The sequence below is a fragment of the Haemophilus sp. CCUG 60358 genome (assembly GCF_001679485.1).
Lineage (GTDB): Bacteria > Pseudomonadota > Gammaproteobacteria > Enterobacterales > Pasteurellaceae > Haemophilus_D.
In genome coordinates, this window is the sequence record NZ_LZOZ01000001.1 from 209,200 (window position 1) to 232,819 (window position 23,620).

General features: G+C 38.9%; 22 protein-coding genes. 11 read left to right on the forward strand and 11 right to left on the reverse strand.

Annotated features, from left to right (window positions below; genetic code table 11):
* Positions 1–45: 45 nt before the first annotated feature.
* Positions 46–1,056 (reverse strand): HTH-type transcriptional repressor PurR, encoded by a 1,011-nt coding sequence (gene purR / locus A9500_RS00965; protein WP_049385157.1) that lies wholly within the window; start codon positions 1,054–1,056, stop codon positions 46–48.
* Between the two features lie 404 nt (positions 1,057–1,460).
* On the opposite strand from purR, the gene A9500_RS00970 reads away from it, so the two are divergent.
* The 11 genes from A9500_RS00970 to A9500_RS01020 all read left to right on the forward strand — a co-directional run bounded on the left by A9500_RS00970 (position 1,461) and on the right by A9500_RS01020 (position 11,930).
* Positions 1,461–2,231 carry a glycosyltransferase family 25 protein gene (locus A9500_RS00970; RefSeq protein WP_049385158.1) on the forward strand — a complete coding sequence of 257 codons (771 nt, stop codon included), beginning with the start codon at positions 1,461–1,463 and terminating at the stop codon, positions 2,229–2,231.
* A gap of 7 nt (positions 2,232–2,238) precedes the next feature.
* Entirely contained in the window at positions 2,239–3,438 is a 1,200-nt protein-coding gene (locus A9500_RS00975) for a hypothetical protein (protein ID WP_049373291.1), read from the forward strand.
* Complete coding sequence (locus A9500_RS00980) at positions 3,431–4,312, forward strand: glycosyltransferase family 2 protein (protein ID WP_049385159.1); 882 nt, start codon at positions 3,431–3,433, stop codon at positions 4,310–4,312. The genes A9500_RS00975 and A9500_RS00980 overlap by 8 nt, the downstream gene beginning before the upstream one ends.
* Before the next feature lie 22 nt (positions 4,313–4,334).
* Positions 4,335–5,138 carry a glycosyltransferase gene (locus A9500_RS00985; RefSeq protein ID WP_065243565.1) on the forward strand — a complete coding sequence of 268 codons (804 nt, stop codon included), beginning with the start codon at positions 4,335–4,337 and terminating at the stop codon, positions 5,136–5,138.
* A 33-nt stretch (positions 5,139–5,171) separates the two neighbouring features.
* A complete protein-coding gene (locus tag A9500_RS00990) occupies positions 5,172–6,290 on the forward strand; it encodes a lytic transglycosylase domain-containing protein (RefSeq protein WP_049385160.1) in 1,119 nt (372 codons plus the stop codon).
* 79 nt (positions 6,291–6,369) lie between these two features.
* Complete coding sequence (locus tag A9500_RS00995; protein ID WP_065243566.1) at positions 6,370–7,509, forward strand: cytochrome-c peroxidase; 1,140 nt, start codon at positions 6,370–6,372, stop codon at positions 7,507–7,509.
* Between the two features lie 97 nt (positions 7,510–7,606).
* Entirely contained in the window at positions 7,607–8,722 is a 1,116-nt protein-coding gene (locus tag A9500_RS01000; RefSeq protein ID WP_049385162.1) for an ABC transporter substrate-binding protein, read from the forward strand.
* Positions 8,723–8,737: 15 nt separating this feature from the next.
* The gene (locus A9500_RS01005; protein ID WP_065243567.1) at positions 8,738–9,787 is read left to right on the forward strand and encodes an iron ABC transporter permease; all 1,050 of its coding nucleotides are present in this window, start codon (positions 8,738–8,740) and stop codon (positions 9,785–9,787) included.
* On the forward strand, positions 9,787–10,560 hold the full coding sequence (locus A9500_RS01010) for an ABC transporter ATP-binding protein (RefSeq protein ID WP_049367980.1): 774 nt from the start codon (positions 9,787–9,789) through the stop codon (positions 10,558–10,560). The genes A9500_RS01005 and A9500_RS01010 overlap by 1 nt, the downstream gene beginning before the upstream one ends.
* Before the next feature lie 13 nt (positions 10,561–10,573).
* A complete protein-coding gene (locus A9500_RS01015; protein WP_049373308.1) occupies positions 10,574–11,008 on the forward strand; it encodes a pseudoazurin in 435 nt (144 codons plus the stop codon).
* Between the two features lie 70 nt (positions 11,009–11,078).
* Positions 11,079–11,930, forward strand: a complete 852-nt coding sequence (locus A9500_RS01020; protein ID WP_065243568.1) for a RimK family alpha-L-glutamate ligase — start codon at positions 11,079–11,081, stop codon at positions 11,928–11,930.
* A gap of 457 nt (positions 11,931–12,387) precedes the next feature.
* Here A9500_RS01020 and A9500_RS01030 read toward each other — a convergent pair whose 3' ends face one another.
* From A9500_RS01030 to mrcB, 10 genes are all read right to left on the reverse strand, one after another.
* Positions 12,388–12,984, reverse strand: coding sequence for a lipoprotein HlpB (locus A9500_RS01030; protein ID WP_065243570.1), 597 nt, complete (start codon positions 12,982–12,984; stop codon positions 12,388–12,390).
* 100 nt (positions 12,985–13,084) lie between these two features.
* On the reverse strand, positions 13,085–13,408 hold the full coding sequence (locus tag A9500_RS01035; protein ID WP_054418925.1) for a c-type cytochrome: 324 nt from the start codon (positions 13,406–13,408) through the stop codon (positions 13,085–13,087).
* A 5-nt stretch (positions 13,409–13,413) separates the two neighbouring features.
* On the reverse strand, positions 13,414–13,893 hold the full coding sequence (locus A9500_RS01040) for a TlpA disulfide reductase family protein (protein ID WP_065243571.1): 480 nt from the start codon (positions 13,891–13,893) through the stop codon (positions 13,414–13,416).
* Positions 13,883–14,554, reverse strand: a complete 672-nt coding sequence (locus A9500_RS01045) for an ABC transporter ATP-binding protein (protein ID WP_049375077.1) — start codon at positions 14,552–14,554, stop codon at positions 13,883–13,885. Before A9500_RS01045 ends, A9500_RS01040 begins: the two co-directional genes overlap by 11 nt.
* Before the next feature lies 1 nt (position 14,555).
* A complete protein-coding gene (locus A9500_RS01050; protein ID WP_065243572.1) occupies positions 14,556–15,689 on the reverse strand; it encodes an FtsX-like permease family protein in 1,134 nt (377 codons plus the stop codon).
* Positions 15,676–17,016 carry an ABC transporter permease gene (locus A9500_RS01055; protein WP_065243573.1) on the reverse strand — a complete coding sequence of 447 codons (1,341 nt, stop codon included), beginning with the start codon at positions 17,014–17,016 and terminating at the stop codon, positions 15,676–15,678. The genes A9500_RS01050 and A9500_RS01055 overlap by 14 nt, the downstream gene beginning before the upstream one ends.
* A complete protein-coding gene (locus A9500_RS01060) occupies positions 17,016–18,410 on the reverse strand; it encodes a Fe-S-containing protein (protein WP_065243574.1) in 1,395 nt (464 codons plus the stop codon). The genes A9500_RS01055 and A9500_RS01060 overlap by 1 nt, the downstream gene beginning before the upstream one ends.
* A 114-nt stretch (positions 18,411–18,524) precedes the next feature.
* A complete protein-coding gene (locus tag A9500_RS01065; RefSeq protein ID WP_005696223.1) occupies positions 18,525–19,046 on the reverse strand; it encodes an iron transporter in 522 nt (173 codons plus the stop codon).
* A 28-nt stretch (positions 19,047–19,074) separates the two neighbouring features.
* On the reverse strand, positions 19,075–20,979 hold the full coding sequence (locus A9500_RS01070; RefSeq protein WP_065243575.1) for an FTR1 family protein: 1,905 nt from the start codon (positions 20,977–20,979) through the stop codon (positions 19,075–19,077).
* A 219-nt stretch (positions 20,980–21,198) separates the two neighbouring features.
* On the reverse strand, positions 21,199–23,598 hold the full coding sequence (gene mrcB / locus A9500_RS01075) for a penicillin-binding protein 1B (protein ID WP_065243576.1): 2,400 nt from the start codon (positions 23,596–23,598) through the stop codon (positions 21,199–21,201).
* Positions 23,599–23,620: the final 22 nt, after the last annotated feature.

Genomic DNA, 23,620 nt, shown 5'->3' on the forward strand with positions numbered 1-23,620 from the left:
CACTTTTTTAGATAAAATTCAAAGTGCGGTCGAAAAGTTTAATGTTTATTTAAGGTTGCGAACTGATTTTCGAATAACGAGTTCAGGATGGATCGCAATGCGGTGTTTTTCGTGATTATCGTTATCTTTATTGGCAATACGCTCAAATAAAAGATTAACCGCTTGTGCACCTAAACGAGACTTCGATTGGTGAATCGTTGTGAGTGGGGGTGCATAGAAACGCGATGAGTGAATATTATCATAGCCAATAATCGAGATATCATCAGGCACACGCAAGCCTTTTTCCGTAATCGCAGAAATTGCACCTAATGCCATCACATCATTACAACAGAATACGGCAGTAGGTAGGCTGTCTTGTGCAAGAATTTTATTCATACACTCGTAACCGTCCTCAGGTTCGAAGAAACCTTCCATAATCCAATTTTCATGGATCGGTAGATTGGCTTCATTCATGGCTTTTACAAAGCCTTCGTAACGGGTTCTTGCCGTCGTTTTATCTAATTCACCCGCAATAAGACCGATCTCTTTATGACCACAATCAATTAAATGCTTAGTAGCAAGGTAACCGCCCGTAAAGCTGTTATCTTCAATGATATCGGTATCTGTATTTGGACCCCAATCCATTACCACCATCGGCACAGACGAGAAACTAGAAAGCACATCAAGTGAATGTTGTGTGTATTCAGAACACATTACCAATAAACCATCTACGCGTTTTTTGGTAAGCATTTCGACGTGGTTTTTAATTTTTTCAGGATCATTTTGTGTATTACACAAAAAAAGTGAATAGCCTTGACGATAACAATGATCTTCAACGGCATGAATGATTTCAGCAAAATAAGGGGATTCACTGGTTGTCACAATCATCCCAATGGATTTTGTCGTGTTGACTTTCAAACTCCGAGCAACAGCACTTGGTGAGTACTTCAAGCTTTTAATGGCTTGCATCACCGCCTCTTCGGTTTCTTTTGCTACAAAACGGGTTTTATTAATTACGTGTGAAACAGTGGTGGTGGAAACACCAGCCATTTTTGCGACATCTTTAATTGTTGCCATAATTTTGCCTCTAGAGAATTTTTCCTATTATAAAGACTGTCACCAAATAGGTTAAGTAAATTATAAAAAATTTTTGAAAAAACGTGCTTTATTGTTAGAATGGGTTATCTTTAACTAAACAAGTGGGAAATTAAAATGAGTGATTTTGGTTACGCAATGTTAGCTGTAGTGCTTTCTTTAAGTGTTGTAGTCGGTTTAGCGACTGCAATTTTCTAATTGAAAGAAATAACATATTAATCCATTTAAAATAGACCGCGCTTTAAGCATTTAAAGTGCGGTTATTTTTTTAAGGCTTTTTAAAGTTGTGTTAAAAGCCATGCCATAGGACTATTTCTTTAGTATAATTTGCAACTATTTCCGTTTGTTGTAATCAAAATACTGCAAAAACCAAATTTGAGATAATTATGAATAAATATTTGATTTCACTAGATAAAGATGTTCAGCGTCGTGAGCTGTTTTTTGCTCAACCGGATACAGCAGATTTCGTTGTATTTTCAGCGATTAATACCATGCAAAAAGAGTGGAATGAATTGGCAGAAGTATTCAATCCAACGAAGTTTGAACAGCACTATGGACGCAACGTCACAAAAGGCGAAATTGGTTGTACATTAAGTCATTTAGCGGTTTATCGTCAGATTGTAGAAGATCAAAATGTGACGGAAAATGACTATGCGTTAGTCTGTGAAGATGATGCGTTATTCAATTCAAATTTATCGCCAAAAACGATCGCACTTTTAACCGAAAAATGTGATGCGGATATTGTATTAATCGGGCAGTCAAAAATTGCGGAATTTGATGATGTGGAATTAGAAATTAATTATCCAACCACTTTTTCATTTTTACGCCAAACTATTGGTGATGTCACCGTGGCTTATCCATATAAAAGTTATTTTGCAGGTACGGTGGCATACTTAATCAAAAAATCAGTGGCACGTGCATTTTTGAAACAACTCGAACAAGAAAAACCGTTTTGGCTTGCTGATGATTTCTTATTATTTGAAACTCAATTCCAGATTAATAACAATGTGGTTCGTCCACTTATGGCCATTGAAAATCCACAATTAGTGAGTAATTTGGAAGCGATTCGTGGTTCAAAATCTAATAATTTAGTGAAGAAATTAATTAAATATCCACTCAAAAAAATCTTAGCAGTGAAAAAGAATTTAGGAAAATAACGTAAAAATGACCGCACTTTTTAATCTTTTTTATCTTTACGATCCTTGGCTGTTTCATGTCGTACGAATGTCATTCGTCGCTGGTTTAGCGGCATTGGCTGTATTGGCTTATCAGTATCTTAAAAAGCAGAAACCACAAGGTATTACCGTGCCAGTGGATAGTTTAGCCGTTATCATTGGGCTGATTGCATTTAGTGTGATTCCGCTTTTAGTTAACGGTACGCGAGATTTTTCTGTCATCACCATGTATGTGAAAGAGCTGATTTTATTTATCTTCGGCGTGGGACTTTATAATGCCTTCTATGCCAATGTAAATGGTCAACTGAAGGTGGTGCGTGATTTACAATTTGGTGTGGTGGTGCAGTTTGTTGTGGGCGTGATTGGCTTACTCGGTGCATCATTTATGATTGATTTCTTGCTTTCAACCAATGCGGTGTTGCCCGCACGTTTTTATGGTTCAGAACAGGAATATCGACTATATAACATCACTGCAACGGCCTTTTTCCAATTGAGTTTATTCTATTTGATGCTGTTGCATTTCTTACTGGCTTACAACGCTAAACATAATACGCTTCCAAGTATTTTAGTGTTTTTTATGCTATGTATTGGCTTGATTTCAGGACGTACATTCCTTCTGTTATCGGTTGTGAGCATTTTAGTGTATTTCAAATGGCGTTATGTGCCATCACTCATTGCATTTGCTGTTTTGGTATTATTACTGGCCTATTTCTTACCTGAAAATCCTTATGTAGCACATGCTTTAGAGCCCGTGATTAATTTATTACATGGTGCAGGATTTGTCAGTTCGTCAACGGATACATTGATGAAAAACCATCTCTTTATGCCAACACTTAAGCAGTTCATTTATGGCGATGGTATGTATATGACAGGTGAGTTAGAAGTTGGTCGTTATTATGGACATACAGACTCTGGTTTCTTACGCCAAATTCTTTATGGTGGTGTGTCTTATGCTTTAGTGTGTTTTGCCGTGACATTCTATTTTGTACGCAAAGTCGCCTTAAACTGGTTTGATGGTAGCTGGAAATTTATCCTTTCTGCCTTTGTGATTTTAGCGTTCTGTAATATCAAAGCGGACACCTTTGCTTTCCCAGGTATTATGTTTGTCATGCTGATGTTCTTATCGCTTTTTGGCACTCACGGTAAACAACTTATTTTATTTAAACAAAAGGAGCCGAAAGATGTTTAGTATCATCGTGCCTTCTTATAATCGGAAAGAAGAAATTCCTGCCTTATTGGAAAGTTTAACCAAGCAAACCACCTATAATTTTGATGTGGTGATTGTGGATGATTGCTCGAAAGAACCCGTTGAAGTGACACAATCGTATCCATTTGCAGTTAAAGTTATTCGTAACGAAACCAATCAAGGCGCGGCAGAAAGCCGTAATATCGGGGCAAGAAATGCCGATAATGAATGGTTGTTATTTCTTGATGACGATGATCGTTTTGCAAATGATAAATGTCAGAAATTAGCCGATGTAATTGCTGAGCATACTGATGTTAACTTTGTTTACCATCCAGCTAAATGTGAAATGGTGAATGAAGGTTTTAGCTATGTGACTAACCCCATTGAGCCACAAGAGATTAGCGTAGAGCGAATTTTACTGGCGAATAAAATTGGTGGGATGCCAATGATTGGGGTGAAAAAAGATCTGTTTTTAAAAATCGGCGGATTATCAACCGCACTTCGTTCATTGGAAGATTATGATTTCTTGCTGAAGCTTGTACAAGATCCAACGTTTAAAGCGTACAAAGTGGCAGAACCATTAACTTATTGTACCTTCCATACCAAGCGTTCTAGCGTATCAACGGATACCACTAATACGCAAAAAGCGATTGATTATATCCGTGAACATTATGTGAAAACGGCAGAGCAAGAAAAGAATTTTGCCATCAACGCAGAATATATGTTGGCTTACCCACATATTATGAATTTATCCCGTAAAGCCGCTTTTTACTATTTTGAGATTTTTAAATTAACGAAAAGTATTAAGCAGCTAGTGATTGCCTTCGTGGTTCTAATTTCACCTAAATTGGCAATTAATTTGAAACGGTTTATGTAGATAACTTATTAGATAGAGAAGTATGAAATTTTCAGTTTTAATGTCCTTATATATTAAGGAAAACCCACAATATTTAAGAGAATGTTTTGAAAGTTTAGTGGCTCAAACGCATCCAGCCGATGAGATTGTGTTGGTGTTTGATGGTGCTGTTACACCTGAATTGGAAGCGGTGGTTTCTGAATTTGAAACCAAATTACCCTTAAACTTAGTGAAATTGCCAAAAAATTTAGGTTTAGGTAAAGCACTTAATGAAGGATTGAAACATTGTTCACACGATTGGGTCTTCCGTATGGATACCGATGATATTTGTGTGCCAGAACGTTTTGCGAAACAAGTGGAGTTTATTGAGCAGCACCCGGATACGATTATTTTCGGTGGGCAGATTGCTGAGTTTGGCGAAAATATTCAAGACATCGTGGCATATCGTAACGTGCCGACTGAAGCACAAGATATCGTTAAATTTACCCAAAAACGTTGTCCGTTCAATCACATGACGGTGGCATATCAAAAAAGTGCGGTTATTAATTGTGGTGGATATGAGGATTTACAGGAAGATTATTACCTGTGGATTAAGCTCGTGGCGCAAGGTCAAAAAGTGGCAAACTTGCCGGACATTTTAGTTTATGCCCGCGTGGGTAATGGCATGGTAGGGCGTCGTCGTGGTTTAAACCAAGCGAAAGCAGAATGGCGTTTATTTAAATTGAAACATCGCTTAGGTATTCAAGGCTTATTTTCAGGCTTATTCACCTTTGCCTTGCGCTCAGGTTCTCGCTTATTACCAACCTCATTATTGAAAGCTGTTTATAACAAATTTTTACGCAAATAATGCGATATTTTGATAATTAAAAAAGGAAAAGAAATGAATTTAATCTCAACGTTAAAAATGACGGCATTATCGACCGCACTTTTATTGGCGGGTTGTTCAAGTAATACGACAACAACGACAACGTCATCCACCAAAAGTATTCCATCAATAAGCGGCAATGCCGTTTATAGCAAACCAAGAACTTTAGATAACTTTAATGATTATGTTCAGTTCTTAAAAGGCAAAGCGGCTGCTGAAGGCGTATCATTGTCAGTATTGAATGCACAAAATAATATTCAATATATGCAAAAGGCTGTAGATTTGGATCGTGCTCAAGCGGGTAGAAGTCAGCGTAATGCGGATCAACCGCAGTTACCGAATCCAAACGGTACAACGAATTATTTGAATAAAGTACTGACCCAAAACAAAGTAGACATCGCTGAAGAGCGTTATTGGGAAGTCCAGGCACCATTACAACAAGCCAGCCAACGCTATGGCGTTCAACAAGAATATATTCTTGCTTTATGGGGTATGGAAAGTAGTTTTGGCTATTATCAAGGTAGCTATGATGTACTATCAGCTTTAGCCACATTAGCCTTTGATGGTAGACGTGAAGCCTTATTTAGCAAAGAATTTGTAAATGCGATGAAGATGTTAGAACGTGATCATATTCAACGCAATAAAATGTTAGGCTCTTGGGCAGGCGCAATGGGACAAACTCAATTTATGCCAAGCGCATTCTTAAACTATGCAGCAGATGGTAATAATGATGGCGTGAAGGATATTTGGACGAACCAATTTGATGCGTTTGCTTCAATTGCAAATTATCTTCACACTGTAGGTTGGGATAATAAATTGCCTTGGGGCGTTGAAGTAACATTAAATCAACCATTAGATTTATCGCTTTCTGGTATTGAGAAGAATAAAGCACGTTCACTCAGCGACTGGCAGTCTAAAGGTGTCACTTTAGCGAGCTTTAGCCAACAAGAACAAGATAAACTTGCCGCGCTTTCTCAAGCTGATCTTTGGCTAGTTCGTCCTGATAAAGAAGTTGGTCGCGCATTCTTGGTTTCCAATAACTACCGCACGATTTTAGATTGGAACAAATCAAATTACTTCGGCGTGAGCATCGGTATGTTTGCTGATCGCATTAAGATGGCCACCGGCTTGTAGAAAATTATTTTCCTTTTATAATCCAACAAAGCTTTGTTGGATTATTTTTTATCTATAATTTGAATATTTGGAGAACACGATGCAAAAAAAATGGCTTTCTATTTTATTGTTTGCACCTTTGATGCAGAGCAATTATGCCTTAGCTGATCAAGCTAAGAAAAAAGAATTGAATTATCAAGGATTGGGCGAAGTTCTGTTTTTTGATAAATCGCTTTCTTTTAATAAAACACAAAGCTGTTCAACTTGTCACAACCCGGGTACCGCCTTTGTGGATCAACGTAAAAATTCGGCAAATCAAATGGTCTCCGAGGGGGATAATCCGCATCTTCATGGCAATCGTAATGCCAACACGGCACTTTATGCGATGTTTTCACCAGATTTTCATTTTGATGAAAAAATTCAAGATTATGTGGGTGGACAATTCTGGGATGGACGTGCAAAAGATTTAGCCGAGCAAGCTGGTGGTCCACCAGTTAATCCTGTAGAAATGGGCATGCCAGATAAAAAATCGATTGTCGAACGTCTAAAAGCGAATTCAATTTATTACAAGGCAATTACGGATGTTTATGGCGAAAGCATTTGGGCAGATACCGACAAAATCTATGCCATTATGGAAAAAGCCATTGCGGAGTTCGAAAAGCATGACTTATTTGCGCAATTCTCTTCAAAATATGATCGCACTCTAAAAGGTGAAGCAGAATTGACCGCACTTGAAGCCGAAGGTAAGGCATTATTTTTCGATAAAACACGAACAAACTGCAGTAACTGCCACCAATCAAGTGAAGCGAATTCAGCAAAAGAAATCTTTACGAATTATCGCTATTACAATATCGGCGTGCCAAGTAACCAAGAATTAATTAAGCACAACAAATTAGCTGCCGATTTTGTGGATAATGGACTATTGGATAATCCTATGGTGAAAGGTGATGAAAAGCAAAAAGGCAAATTTAAAGTGCCAACTTTGCGTAATATTGGTGTTACTGCGCCTTATATGCATAACGGTGTTTTCCGCGATTTAAAAACCGTTTTACTATTTAAAGACAGTTTCAATAATCCTAATCGTAAAATCAATCCTGAAACAGGAAAAGCGTGGGAGAAAGCCGAATATGCTCAAACCATCAATCCTGATGTTTTAAAAGCAAAACCGCTTACAGATGAAGAGATTAAAGCATTAGAAGCATTCTTAAAAACATTAACTGACGAAGCTTACGAAGAATAAGTAATCGCCTGAGTTGAATTTAGCAATCGTTTTCGGTATTATTCGCACCGATAATTATTATCATTTATTTTTTAATTTTACTCAGGAGATTTTTCTTATGAAAAAACGTTTTTCAACTTTAGCGATTACCACTATTCTTGGTTTAAGTGCTGGTTTTGCCAATGCTGATCCCGTGAAAGTAAAAGATATACTTGATCGTGAAGTCACCGTTGATTTACCAGCAAAACGCGTGGTACTTGGTTTCTATTACCAAGATTATATGGCAGTTGGAGGTGATAAAGCGTTAGATAACGTTGTCGGTTTTTCTAAGAAAGTATGGTCTTCTTGGGCACCAGCAAGCTGGGAGTTATTCAGCAAAGCGGTACCAAAATTGAATCAATTAGATGATGTAGGTGAAGTAGAAGAAGGCACGTTCTCTGTGGAAAAAGTGCTTTCATTAAAACCGGATCTTTTAGTCTTAGCAGATTGGCAGTACGAAATGCTAGGATCTGATTTAGATGCCATCAATGAAGCGGGCATTCCAATTGTGGTATTAGATTACAACGCTCAAACCTTAGATAAGCACATTAAATCTACTGAAATTATTGGAGAATTAACAGGTCAGGAAGATCGCGCAGCAAAAATTGCGAAAGAATACAAAGACATTGTTGAACATATCCAGACTACGGTTAAAAATGCAAAATTAGCAAAACAACCGAAAGTGTATGTGGAGTTTGGTCGTGGTGGCCCAGCTGAACAAGGGATGACGTTCTTCTCTAGCATGTGGGGCTCAATGATTAGCCTCGTTGGTGCAGAAAACGTGGCGCCTGCAGAAATTGGCAAATGGGGCACATTAGCTGCTGAAAAAGTATTAGCTGCGAAACCAGATGCAATTATTATTACAGGCCGTGAAACTGAATTGAAGAAAAATCAAGACGGTATGGTAATGGGCTTTGGTATTGAAAAAGCCGAAGCGGAACGTCGTTTAAACGCATTCAAACATCGTGCAGGTTGGGCTGAATTACCGGCAGTGAAAAACAACCGTGTTTATGCAGCCTATCATGCGAACTCTCGTACTTTATCAGACAGTGCTTCTGTTCAGTTTGTGGCTAAAGCCGCTTATCCTGATCTGTTTAAAGATTTAGATCCTCAACAAACTTACTTAAACTTCTATAAAAACTACTTACCGGTTACCCCGGAAGGTACGATTTATCTTTTCCCTGAAACCAAATAAGGGAAACGTTAATTCATGAAAAACAATTCTGTTGTAGCAGATATTGTGGCTAACCAGCGTAAGCTTGAACGCAAACGCTGGTTTGTTATTTTATCTTTTCTTGCTATTGGCGTGGTCAGTCTTATCCTTGATGTGATGACAGGCCCTGCTATGCTATCCGTGTCAGAAGTCGTGAATGCCTTATTCGGCATCGGTGAAGTCGATAAAATGACGAACAATATTGTGCATAATTTACGTTTACCCATGGCATTGATGGCGCTTGTAGTCGGGGCAACACTAGCTGTAGGTGGGGCAGAGATCCAAACCTTATTAAATAACCCAATGGCAAGTCCTTATACATTAGGTCTCGCTGCCGCAGCAGGTTTTGGTGCCTCTATAGTGATTGCTTTCGGAAGCTTTGGTTTACCCGCACAAGTTGCCGTGCCAATTGGTGCATTTGTTATGACCATGCTTGCCTCGGGAATTCTTTTCTTATTTGCCTCTAAACGTCGTTTTAGCTCTGAAATGCTCGTGTTGGTAGGGATCGCATTGCTCTTTATTTTCCAATCCTTACTTTCATTAGTGCAATTTATTTCGGCGCCGGAAGTCTCGCAACAAATTCTATTCTGGCTATTTGGTAGTCTAAATAAAGCGACGTGGCAAAGTTTAATCATCATTATTGTCGTCACTACAATTTGTGTTGCATTACTTTCAAAAGAGCTTTGGAAATTGACCGCACTTCGTTTAGGAGAAGATCGTGCGGCGAGTCTTGGCATCAATTTGCAAGTATTACGTATTAAGGTTTTAGTTCTCGTCGCTATGATGACGGCGACAGCAATCAGTTTTGTGGGCGTGATTGGCTTTATCGGCTTAGTTGCACCACATGTTGCTCGAATGTTGCTTGGTGAAGATCAACGTTTCTTCTTACCGGGAGCCATGCTGGTTGGTGCAGCATTCTTATCTCTTTCTTCGGTATTATCCAAAGTCATTATCCCTGGCGCATTATTCCCCGTGGGGATTGTCACCTCGTTTATTGGGGTGCCTTTCTTCTTTTGGATTATTTTAAATAACAAGCGGGGACAATAATGTTAGAATTAAAGAATCTTACGGTAAAACGAGGTGATCTCACCGTTGCGGATCACATTAATGTCCGTTTTGAGGAAGGCAAAGTGTATACGGTACTTGGGCCAAACGGCACAGGAAAATCCTCTATGCTGAAAACCATTTTTGGTGAATTACCACATGAAGGAATGATTACCTATCAAGGCAAACAGCTAGAACAGACGAAGTTAGCCGATTGGCGTAAACCCATTGGCTATATGCCTCAAGATAGCCGAGTAGATGCAAGTTTGACCGCACTTGAAGTTGTCCTTTTGGGGCGAATGGATAGTCTAACGATGCGAGTAAGCGATGAACTTCTTACTGAAGCAGCAAGCATTATGGCTCAATTAGGTATTGGTCATTTAGCCCATCGTGATATTCTGAATCTCAGTGGGGGACAGCGTCAAATGGTGATGTTTGCCCAGGTTTTATTACGTGAGCCACAGATTTTAATGTTGGACGAGCCGGTGAGTGCGTTAGATATGCATCATCAGCTTAATCTATTAGAAGAAGTTTACACCTATACGAAACAGAAAAATCTGATTACTATAATGGTATTACATGATTTAAGTCTTGCTGCTCAATTTTCAGATGAGTTGATTTTACTTGGTGAAGGTAAAGTGCAAGGCGTGGGCGACGCTCATCATGTTTTACAAGTAGAAACCATTAATCGTTTATATTGTGTAAACGTTGAATTATTACAATGTAGTGCAGGTTTGCCGGTGGTTCGTCCACAACGTAAATCAGCGCATTCTTAAGAAGGAAATGAAAATGAAAAAAATCGCACTTGCAGCATTATTAGGATTAAGTTTTGCTGCTCAAGCCGCACATTATGACATCAAAATGTTGAATTCAAACAGTGAAGGCTCAATGGTTTTTGAACCGGGTTATTTAAAAGTACAACCAGGTGATACGGTGACATTTCGTGCAGAAAATAAAAGCCACTTTGTACACAGTAAAGCGATTCCTGAAGGCGCACAAAAATTCCAATCTGAAGAAGATCAGGAACTCACAATCACTTTAGATAAAGAAGGTGTTTATGTTTATACCTGCCCAGTACATCGTTCAATGAATATGAATGGTGTGATTCAAGTGGGTGATAATCTACCAAACAAAGAACAAGCAGAGAAAGTAGTGAAAGATCTTGAGAAGAAATCAATGACGAATAAAGGTCGTCTTGAAAAATATTTTGCTCAAGTAAAATAATCTTTGAAATCGATGCGCCAGTTAAATAATTGGCGCATCTTCTTTATGTTTAAATCCGTTATTATTTACTATGCTTACGATTACCACTTGTAAAACGTATCCTTCGGTCCCTCAAAATCTTATTCCTGTTCAAACACAACTTTCTAATCAAGGTATTCCTACTCAATTTTTGCCTTGGCAAGAAACATTACAGAGTCATTTTATTCTGCCTTTAGCAGCATGGGATTATGCGAATTTCTACAATGAATTTATTCAATGGATGAAACAGCATAAGAATGCGTTCATCAATCCTGCGGAATTAATGTTATGGAATAGCCATAAAGGCTATCTATGTGATTTGCAGAATTGGGGCATCAATGTTATTCCAACCCTTATTTGTTCAGCAAAAACATCTGAAATTTTGACCGCACTTGAACGCCAAGATTGGCCTGAATTTGTTATTAAACCCGCTGTAGGGCAAAGTGGTAATTTGGTGACAAAACTCAAACAAGGTGAAGCATTCCCCGATCTTTTTGCGTATGGTGAGCAAGTTGTGTTACAGCCGTTTATTCCTGAAGTAGCCACAAATGGTGAAACCAGTTTGATTTTTTTCAATGGCGTATTTAGCCATGCTATTCGCCGACAGCCACCTCAAAATGAATGGCGAGCGAATTCACAATATAAAGTTGAAATTGTCCCTGTTGAGGTTGATCGTCATATTATTGAAACAGCACGCTATGTTTTACATAAATTGCCAGAGATGCCTGTCTATGCGCGAGTAGATGGAACGATTATTAACAATATATTTTTATTGAATGAATTAGAGTTGATTGAGCCTGCGTTATATTTAGATCGTTGGGATGGGGTGACAGAGCGATTTGTGGATGTGTTAAGAGATTTTATACATCTAACTTCTAGTAGGTATGAGGAGAAATTTAAGTGAGTAAAATATTGAAATTTTCATTTCTATCTTGTTTCTTTATTTTCCTCTTATATACCTTAAGTAATGGTTATGTACATAAGGAACAGAATGATAAAAAAAGCAAGATATTTATAGTCTTGTGTTGGATAAGTATAAAGAGAGGATTGTTGATATATCTGATAGTAACAGAATATATGCATCAGTAACATTCACTATAAAAGAGACTAATTATAATGAGTTAAATGATTTTATATTATCTCTAGGGTTTATTAAGGTAGGTGATAGAGATTATTGTAAAGATAAGCAATATATGGGCATGAATTTTTATGATGGGGTATTTTATTTAAAATATTTTTATCCTGATACAGACACATGCATTATTAAATAAATCTAGGTATATTTTAAAGGTATAGCATTAAATTAGCTTTATAAAAAACCTTACTTTTTACAGTAAGGTTTTTTCATCTTTAACGCTTAATTACTTCGCAGCTGGAGCAGCTGGTGCTGCAGGCGCAAATTTTTGTGCTAAATCAGCACCGTCTTTTTGTAATTTAGCTACTGCAGCTTGTAGTTTTTCAACTTTAGCTTGGTGAGCTTTAGTTTGTTCTTCAGTTGGTGCTTTAGTTGCTAAGTTTAATTGATCAACTAACAATTCGCTTGATAATGTAAGCACTTCTTTATTTTGATCTTTGATGCTTTTCACTGAAGGTGAAGCAACTTCTAATTTATCTAAGCTTACGATAGTATCTTCAATAGTTTTGTTGAAAGTTTTGATTGCTTCTTCAATTTTCTTGTCATCTTTTGCTTGAACCGCAGCAGTTAAATCAGATTGAAGTTTTTGTTGTGCAGCCATTTGTGCTTGAGTTTGTTGGGTATTCCACTCAAGTAATTTGTTGTAGTCTGCTTGTTCTTGAGCAGGCGTCGCTTCAGCTGGTTTTGCTGCTTCTTGTTTAGCTTCTGGTGCAGGCTGAGTAGTTTCAGTTTTTGCCGGAGCTGGTTTATCTGCTGGTTTATCACAAGCAGTTAAGAATAATGCAAATAATGCAGTTGCGCTGATTTTAGTGAATTTGTTCATAAACAATCCTTTATTAATATAAAAAAATTTCTTAGCTTGAAAAAACTAAGCCCTCTTTTAGACTTCCTATTTTAAAATTAGTTTCGATAAATATCAAAATTTATTTTAGTGTTTGAATATATTCACTTAAATTATGAATATCTTGCTCGCTTAAACGTTGTTTTGCAGGGCTTCCTGCACCAGTAATATTTCCCGCTTTTCGTTCTGAAAGTGCGGTTGAAATTTCTTCTGGTTTTAGTTGATTAATAATTTTTGACTCACCCATTGCTGGTTTTTCGCCTTGTTTCCCATGACAAGTAGCACAAGAGCGTTTATATACCTTTTCAGCTTTCACTAAGTCAGCTTCGGCAGAAAGCGCGGGTGTGGCAAATAAAAAGCCTAAAACGGGTAAAAGTGTAGAGAGTAAGTAAATTCGTTTTTGCATTTTGGCTAGCCTTTAAATAATCTATCTAAATCTTCTGCGGGAATCGCCCCTTCATATTTAGCCTGAATATTGCCTTCAGGTGTGATCACAAAGCTTGTTGGCGTGCCGATAAGCTGATAGCGTTCTGCTGTGATTTTTAATTGGTCTTTGATAACTGGCAACGTAAGCTGACGTTTGGCGACTACAGCCTTGGTATCCACTTTATCCCCATCTACGTTAATAGCGATAAGTTGAACCTTATTTGGATTAGCTTCAGCCAATTTTTCAAATTCTTTTAACTCAGCGACACATCGACCACAGGTTTCAGACCAGAATGTCAGTAAGCGAGTGCCTTTCCAATCCTCAAGTTTCACTTCTTTACCTTGTAAATCATAGGCTGCAATATCTGGTGCTTTTTGACCAATTGCAGCAACCTCATCTTTACAAGAAACACTGCCGAAAATGACCGCACTTATGGCGAGTAGTTTTACGAATTTATTTTTCATTAATGTCCTCTTTTACAAATTTTCCGTGATGGAGATAAATAACACGATCGGTTAACTCACCCAATTCAGGATTGTGTGTAACCATAACGATGGTTCTACCTTGGCGATTTAATTCTTGTAGTAAATCCAGTACAAGCGCTTCATTTTTTTCGTCAAGGTTACCCGTAGGTTCATCGGCAAAAATAACAGGCGGCTGGTTCACTAATGCGCGAGCAATACACACGCGTTGTTGTTCGCCTCCAGAAAGTTGGCTTGGACGGTGATCAATACGATGACCTAATCCCACTTGTTCAAGCACCGCTTTAGCCGCTGCTTCATCAATCACACTGTGATAGTGCTGTGCTAGCATCACATTTTCAAGTGCGGTCAAATAAGGGATCAAATGGAATTGTTGGAAGACTAGACCAATTTTTTCTGCACGAAAACGCTGACGACCCACTTCATCTAGTTGTGCCGCATCAACGCCGTCTAAAATCACTTTACCTTCACTGGCGGTATCTAAGCCAGTCAGAATATTCATGAGTGTGGTTTTACCTGAACCCGATGCGCCCATGATGGCAATAAACTCACCTTGGCGAATTTGAATATTAATATCTTCTAAAGCAGTGACTTGCCCGAATCGTTTATATAAATGTTGCGTTTCAATCACAAATTCACTCATTTTATTCCCCTTTTAACACATTTGCGGTTTGGATATTTAAAGCGCGTTTGGTTGGTACAATCACCGCAATAAAGGCAACCAATAACGATAAGACGATAGTAATTGGAATAACCGGCAGACGCATATCAATATAAGATTTGAATACGGTTAATCCAAGTAGTTGTGCCAAGATGTAGCCGAGAATCAGTCCCGCGACAATTGCGCAAAGTGCAATGATCAGAATCTCGGTACTAATTTGCTTAATGATGTCACTTTGTTTGGCACCTAAGGCTTTTTGTAGTGCAAATTCTTTTGCTCGCTCACCAACAATCGCAATTAACGTGGTGTTCACACAAAGGGTGGCGAGAATCAAAATGACTAATGAGATTAAGCCCATCAATCCTTTGATTTTATCTAAAATCTGCCCTTCAGAAGCTGAGACTTTTCGAATTGGGCGGGCAGTTAGATCGGGTTGACTTTGCATAATGTCTTGGGCAAATTGTGCGACGTTACCTTGTTCATTTTTGACATTGAGCAAGGCGTTGTTTGCCAATCCTTCTTTATCCAACCAACTTTGTGCAAATTCTAAGCTGACGATTAACATGTTATCTGTGGCATCGCCCGCCTCAACAATCGCTTTAATCGTGAATTCATGCTTTTCAACAGCATTTTTAGAAAGCTTTAATTTACTTCCAACGCCTAAATTAAGGCGTTCAGCTAAGGTTTTACCAATCATGGCATTGCGATCGTCAAAATTGACATTAATAGCTGACCCGGTAATTTGCCAATAAGGCGCGAGAACATGCATATCTTCAAACCACACGCCCATAATAACGATTTTTTCTAAATCACTTCGCGCTACGCCATATAAATAAGGGCTGGCTGCTGTGATGAAATTATCCGGTGCATGATGAAGAATTTGCTTTAATTGGAGCTCTTTCATCAAACCACCATTGGCCGCACCAATGTAAAAGTTTGCCCCAAAGGTACGGAGCTCTTGGCTCATTTTGGTATTAATATCAAAATATACTGCTGCCATTGCGGTAACAATAGACGCACCGACAGTCAACGCAGAGAAGATAATAAATACCCGTTGTAAACGTAGGCGTAATGCTTGGAAGATTAAACGCCAAAACATACTTTTATTGGCGGCCATACAGCACCTCCACAGGGTAAAGTTTGGCAATACGATGGGCTGGGAACCAAGTGCCCACCACAGCAATTAAAATAGACAGCATTAATACGCAAGGGATTACAATCCAAGCAAAACTTAGCGGAACGCCAAATAGGGCCGAACCAATAAATCTTGCTAAGACCCAACCAGCAATACAACCAAGCGAACCACCAATTAAGGCACTGATAATGGCTTCGCAATAAAATAATAAGGCGATTTGCCATTGGTATGCGCCTAAGGCTTTCATCAGACCAATTTCTTTTGAACGCTCAATGATCCCAGTACTCATTAATGAGGCAATGCCCATAGCAGCGGCGATTAAGGCAGCAAGAGTCACGACAGCAAGCAATAACTGGATTTTACCAATGACGACACCTTCTGACGCCGCAACCTGCCAAATTGGGCGAACAATGGCACCAGAAATGGCTTCTTCTAACTGATGTGAAATAGACGAAACATAAGCTGTACAATACCAACGATCGTACTCTTCGGCATCTAACGCATCGGTATTGGCTCGCGCTTTACGAGAAAGGTCATTTTCAGGCACGGTAAGCGCAGAGACTTTAACTGATTGAATTTTCCCTTCTAAACCCAGTAATTTTTGTACAGCACTGAGTGGCATGACTAATTGATTATCTTCAGCACCACCTGTAGATAAAATACCGGTAATTTCAACCGCACTTTGATTATTAAGTTCATTATTTTGATAGTGAAGCTTGATTTTATCGCCTTGTTTTAGGCCAGTTCGTTGTGCTAATTGTTCACCAATGAGTGCAGGAATAAATTCACCTTCAGGCGTTTCAAGGTCGTTGACCCATTCCCCTTCAACATGCCAATAAGGACTAATAATTTTTTGCCCCGTATGGAAATCGTCTTCATCTGGTACAGGAATGTTGTGATCGAAAAATGTACCAAGCACATTAATTTGTTCAAGTGCGGTCGATTTTTCATGCGTTTTTGCAGAAAGAATTTCTGCTTTTACATTTGCACTTAACAATGGAGCGAATCCCACGATGTTATTTCGCCAAAAAATATCTTTAATATTCGGCAGTTCTTTTTCATCAAGGAAATCTTGGCTGCTTAAATCAGTGTTATGACTGAGTTCGCCAGGCAAGGCTGCATTGCTTGCAGGCTCAACCAAAATATTAGCACCATAAGATTTCAGCTCTTTCGCCATCTTGTCACCAATATCAATGGATACCGCCAAGAGTGCAGAGACTAAGCCAGCCGCTAAGAAAATAGTAATAACGGCTAACAGTTTACGTTTAATGCTAAAACGCCAAGATTGGAATAACATTCTTGCTAGCATTATTCCCCCTTACCTAAATATTTTTCAGGGTTATCACGGAATAAATCGAGGTTTTTCTCGCTTTCAAAGAAGTAAGTTTTACCTTCATAATTGTATTTGTGCTCCGTTTTAGTATTTTTCATTTGGGTGCCACTAATCGGATCTTTTACATCGATTTCAACAATCGTGCTAAATAAATTCAGCCCTTCTTCTAAGCCGGTTCGATTAATGAGAATTTCAGCCTCAGTTTGTTGCCAATCCTCAATCGGTACAGGATTACAGCCACCCGGTTTACCAATAGATGGAATAAACATATGTACGCCACAACCAACACAAACCACTTGGTTGCCTTCCATCACATAACCTTGGTCACCACAAAGCAAGCAGGCATCAAATACCGCGGCTAGACTCAATTTGTCTGGCTGACGATTAATAACAAAGAAACGTACAGCTTTACCATCATCAGCAATCCAAACAAAACGGTGCAATTTGCCATCTTTTACTTGCTCAATTGGAATATGAACTTGTTGCTTTTCATCTAAGGTAACAGGAATTGCCTCTGAAAGTTGTGGAGGACGAGAAGCAATTTGCTCCCAATAAAGTTGCGTTGCAAAAGTAATTGCTAAAGCTAAATATCCCCAACCAAGTAAGTGAGAGGACGTACGTAATGCAGCTAATTTTTGGCGTTTTTCAATCGGTTCTTGTGTGGTATTAACTTGTTGCTTGCGTGATAAATGAATTTTGCCGTAAAAGATGGCAAGTACAACTAAGAGCAATGCTGCACAAATGTAATTTAACCAACGAGTGATTTCGCCTGATTTCGCAACAAAACTTAAACGAGGCTTGGTAAGCTCAAGCACCTGAAGTTTCATTAAAATTAATAAGAGTTCACCGATAAGTGGAACAAGCAAGCAAACTAAGAGAAGGCTAATAGCACCTTTTAAAAGTGCGGTTGATTTTTGTTGTGTTTTTACCGCTTGTTTTAGAAGTAAATCGATCCAGCCTTGTAAGCATAAACAAAAAACAAAGGCAAAAATGACCGCACTTATATGTAAGATCGAATCGGTATTGATAACATCAGTAGAAACGAGGGCAGTAATATTAGGATCTTTTGCCCAGAAGCTTCCAGCGATGAGCATTAATACCGTTTGCCAAAAGGCAGGTAAGCGACCTTTGCCGAAAATTAAACATAAGGCAAAGATAATCAATAGCGCTAATATCACCGCATTGACGATTAAATTGGTTATTTGTCCCGCAGGTAAACTAAGGCGCAGTACGATACCGGCAATAAAACCGAATAGGCTAAGCCAAATTATTTTTTTTGCACTTACAGTGGATTGTTTACTGTGATAAACACCGAGCAATAATGAAAAAGGTAAAAGTGCTTGAAGCAGGAAAGTAAAAAAATAATTCATAGTTTGACCATTTAATAGGATAAAACAGACGATATTTTAAGGTTAAATGAAATGCTATTGCCTTCCCCTGACAAACAAGGGAAGGCAAGTGGTAAAATCAATATTTACCTGAGATTATTTGATGCCAGTGAATTTGAATTCATAGCTTACATCAAATGGTTTCCACCAACGACCTACACCCGTTTCAGAGTCGGTATGACGGTGCATGCCTGCTTTTGATGGAGGATCGATGTGGTAAGTTAATTTATAGTTACCCACGCCCATCATTTTCACGTTTGCACCATAGTGAGGACCGTCACCTGCTACCATTGGCATGAAAGTACCTTCTTGTTTTTCACCAGTATCGGTATTCACTAAAGTATAGTTGATAGTTAAGTAAGGCATCCATTCACCATCACCAAAGCCATTTTTGTTACCTTTTACTGCGTGGATATCCGCTTCTAAGTGGATATCTGATTTCGCAGCAGGTAAACCCATGCCACGTGGTTCCATATCGATTGGTTTGAGATAAACCGCTGCAATTTCCATTTCATTCATGGTAACCGCTTCACCGATTGGGTACTCTTGGAATGCGTTTGCAGTAGACGCGGTAAAAATACCCGCAAATAATGCTGTTGCTAAAAGTGCTTTTTTCATTGTTTTTCTCCTAAAGGATTGTTGGGTATTACGCGGCTTTTTTGCTTTGATATTTCATAATAAACAGAGCAAATACGGCTGCGATGAGTAAGATTGCTTGTGGTATTAGGGTTTCCATGTAAGGATAAATACCTAACCACGAAATTTCAGGCACACCGCTAATCAGCGTTGGCTCGAAAAGTTTGCCTTCAATGAGTTCTAAAACAGATTTACCGGCGAATACAAAGGCCATTAAATACATAAAAGAACCCGTGAACATAAAGAATGGTTTAAGCGGTAATTTCACCACGGTATAACGCATCACGAAGTAGCAAATGGTAAGAATAATTACACCGACAATGATACCTGCGAAAAGGTAAATAAAACTGACCGCACTTTTCGCATCACCCACGAGGGCATAGTAGAACAATACCGTTTCCGCCCCTTCACGATATACGGCTAAGAAGCTGGTAAGCCATAAGCCAATGAGTGAGCCTGTAGTGAGGGCCGTAGAGAGTTTACCTTCTAAATAACGTTTCCAGTTTTGTGCTTCGACTTTAGACAATAACCAGTAACTCATCATAAACAGCATGACTACAGCAAAAATCATCGTAAAGCCTTCGAGCAATTCGCGGTTTTGACCTGAATTTTCAAAGATAAGCTGGAAGATAAATGCGGTAATCACACTGGCAATTAATGCCACATAAACAGACTGACGGATAACCGGCAATTTATCTTGGTGGTTATTTTTAATTAAGTAAGTCACGATAGCCGCAACAATTAATAAGGCTTCCAAACCTTCACGAAGAATGATTAAAAGGCTATATAAGAACATCGACCAATCGCTTTGCTCTCCGCCCTGTAACATTTCAACGGCTTTAGTTAAATTCTGGTCTAAACCATCAGCTTGTGCTTGTAACTTATCACCTTGTTCAGCTTTCATTAAACTGACTAAACGGGTGAAGTAACCTTCAAGTTCTGCTTTAAAATTGCTATCACGAGAGCCAATTTTGTTCTCCATGCCACTGCTTTCAAACACATCAAAATAGGTGTCTTGCACAGAAAGAATCGCTTTTTTGCTCTCACCTTGTTGATAGAGCGCAATAGCTTGTTGAATACGTTGGTTGATCTCTTGTTTAATCTTATTCCAATCTTGTTCTTGTTGATTATCTGTTGCTTGCTGCGCGGCATTGGATTGAACATTTTGTTCTTCACGTGTCGTTGGCAGGTTAGGCAAGTTTTCTTCAATATCTTGTAATAATTGCGTGCTTTGATAGCCAATCTCTGTGATTTGATCGGCTTGTTCACTTAAACGGATGATGTTGTAAAATTGTTGATTGATCGCCGCTGAGATTTCTGCAGAGCGATTTTGGCGAATGGACATTTCCATTTCTGAATTTTTATAGCCGTCGTATTGCGCTTGTTGGAACAATTTTTTCGCGTTAGCGAGATCACCATTTTGATACGCTTCGAGCCCTTGAGCGAGCAAATCATCAATGGTTTTAAAACTTTGTTGCCAATAAGGGGCGATCTCTTGATTATCATAAACACCATGTTGACCATCGGCATTGAGCTGATGACCTTCAATCAATGATGGCAACACTTCTTGTAATTCTTTTTTGAGCTGATCGATTTTAGCTTGAATCTCTTGTTGTGAACTGCCTTCACCGATCATTTTACGGATCTCACCAAAAGTCGCTTCCATTTGGTAACTTTTTTGTGCGGAGAAATTGATACGAATCGGACCTTCTAGATTTTCAAACACTTCAAAATAAGCCATTTGCACTTCAGTACGCGCATCATCGGTATTACCTTGCTGGACAAGTTGAGCCGTTTTGTCTAAGCGGGACGTAATATCATTAACCCACTGTTGGTAGTTGTCTTGCGCAAAGAGTGAAGAAGAGAAGGCGAGTGAAAAAATTAAAAAGAAAAATCGAATAGAACGGGATAGCATCGTCTATTTACCTCATTACCTAAAATGAAATTAATTCCTATTTATAATTATCTTTTGATATCAGTGAAATGACAATAAATAATTTTAATTTTTGTGATGGAGATCAAAAAATTTACAAGAGTCGGAAATGTCTAGAGGGTGATTGTATGCTTAAAAGAATAAAGCGCCTTTGTTAGGCGCTTTATGGAGATATAAAAGTGCGGTCAAAAATAAGCGGGTTTATTGAGCGGGTGCTGCTTCTTCAACAGGCGCTTTATTATCTAACACATCCCATACACTTTCTTGTTTTGCGGATTCTGCTTGCTCAGGTTGTGGCGATTGCGTAGTTTGTGCAGCGGTAGCAGTCGCCGTACTCGTCGTTGGTGCAGAAGCGCAGAAGTTTTGATCTTTATTTATCCACACAGGAATCGTTCGACTGCTACCACAACTCCAACTGCCGTAAGCATTGATGCCAACCCATTTAATGGTAGAAGGTTGACCGAGTTTCAGTTTTTCAATGACAACACGGTTTAAATAATCTTTATAGATTTGTAATGCACCAGAGGCACCCGTCAATTTGGTTTCACCGTTATCATCACGACCTAGCCAAATGGTGCTAACATTTTTACCATCAATACCCACAAACCACGTATCACGGGCATCATTGGTGGTGCCTGTTTTACCTGCAAGACGAAGATCCGCGTAATCATTTTGTAAGCTACGCGCAGTACCACGTTCTACGGTTTGTTGCATCGCATATAAGGTTTGATAAGCGGCTTCTCTCGGCACCACTTGATCCGGCACTGTATTGTGTTCGTAAATAATATTTCCTTGACGATCTGCAATGCTTTGAATGGTACTTAACTCAATTTTGCCACCTTGATTTGCAATGGTTTGATAGAGTTTGGTTACATCATAAGGTGAAATACTGTAAGAACCGAGCAAGGTTGCAGGCACTTTTGGAATGGCTACATTATCCCAACCCATGGCTTTTTGCGTATCAATCACTTTGCTTAAGCCAACTTTCATCCCAATATTTACCGTTGGAATATTTAGCGAGCGAGCAAGGGCATCCATCAACATCACTGAACCGCTATATTTGCGATCGTAGTTACGAGGTTGCCAAGGTTGGCTACCTTTAACATAAATCGTGATTGGTTGGTTTTGAATTGGTGTATTTAAACGGAATTGTTCCGGATTCATCAGTGCGGTCAAATAAATGGATGGTTTTACTAAAGAACCAATTTGACGTTTTGACATTAAGGCACGGTTAAATCCGGCATATTCTGTTTGTAATCCACCGACAACCGCACGTATTTCACCTAAGTGATAATCCGCGACAATCATTGCACCTTCTAAATGTGGATTTTTAGTTTGTAGTTGTAACTGATTAACCGTATTCACTACGGCATTTTCAGCTTGTGCCTGTTGTTTTAAATCCATGGTGGAGAAAATTCTCGCACCAAGTAGTGCAGACGTTTTGTTTTCCCCTAATTGACGGCGAAGATCCGCTTGTAAGGTTTGGATGAAAGCAGGGTATTTACGTGAAATTTGACCTTTAGCTTGCACGCCTAATGGACGTTTACTCAACATCTCATAAAGCTCATCCCCAATCATTTGGTGATCAAGCATCAGTTTTAACACCACATTTCGGCGATCGAGTGCATATTGTGGATTTCGCCATGGATTATAAAGGGATGGTCCTTTCACCATGCCAACTAAAAGGGCAATTTGGTCTAGGCTAATTTCACGGATAGAACGACCAAAATAGAATTGGCTCGCCAACGCAAAACCGTGAATTTGAATATCACCATTTTGACCAAGGTAAATCTCGTTAAGATAGGTTTCTAAGATACGGTTTTTATCATATCGCCAATCTAATACTAATGACATTAAGGCTTCATTGGCTTTACGTGTCAGAGAACGTTCGCTGGATAAAAATAGATTTTTAACTAATTGCTGAGTGAGTGTACTGCCGCCTTGAACCGTTTGACCGGCTTTAATATTGGCAATCATTGCTCGCACAATCCCCACTGGATTAATCCCGTTATGCTCATAAAAACGGCGATCCTCTGTAAGTAATAAGGCATCGATGAGTAAACGAGGGTATTGCTGTAACGGAATCGCTAAACGATCTTCATTATCTGATTCCAACATCGCAATTAATTTAGGTGCAAGACGGAATTCATCAACCGCTTTTACGTTGACTAAGTCTTCAATACGAGAAAGTTTGTTATCCGTAAAACGTAAACGTAATACACGTTGTGGTTCAGGCTTGTCAGGGTAAGGGAACGCACGACGAAGTAATACAATGGTATCCTCTTCGAGTTTAAAATCGCCCGGTGCTGCAATCATAGTCGTTTGACGGTATTCGTTATCGAGTAAGATTTGAATCACTTCGTCAAAAGAAAGGTTATCAGACAGTTTTACGCTTTCTAAACGACTATACACTTCTGCCGGTAAACGCCAAATTTGGCCATCCATTTTGGAGCGAATTTGCCAGTCTAAATAGCCACCATAAAATACGGCAAGCGTCCCTAAAGTAAAGGCTGCTTTAGCTAAAAAGATTTTACAAGAACGGCGCTTATCTGGCGCTTGCGTTTCTTGTTGCTCTGGTGAGGTTTTTTCCGTTTCCGACATAATATTAGCTTCAGAGAATGAG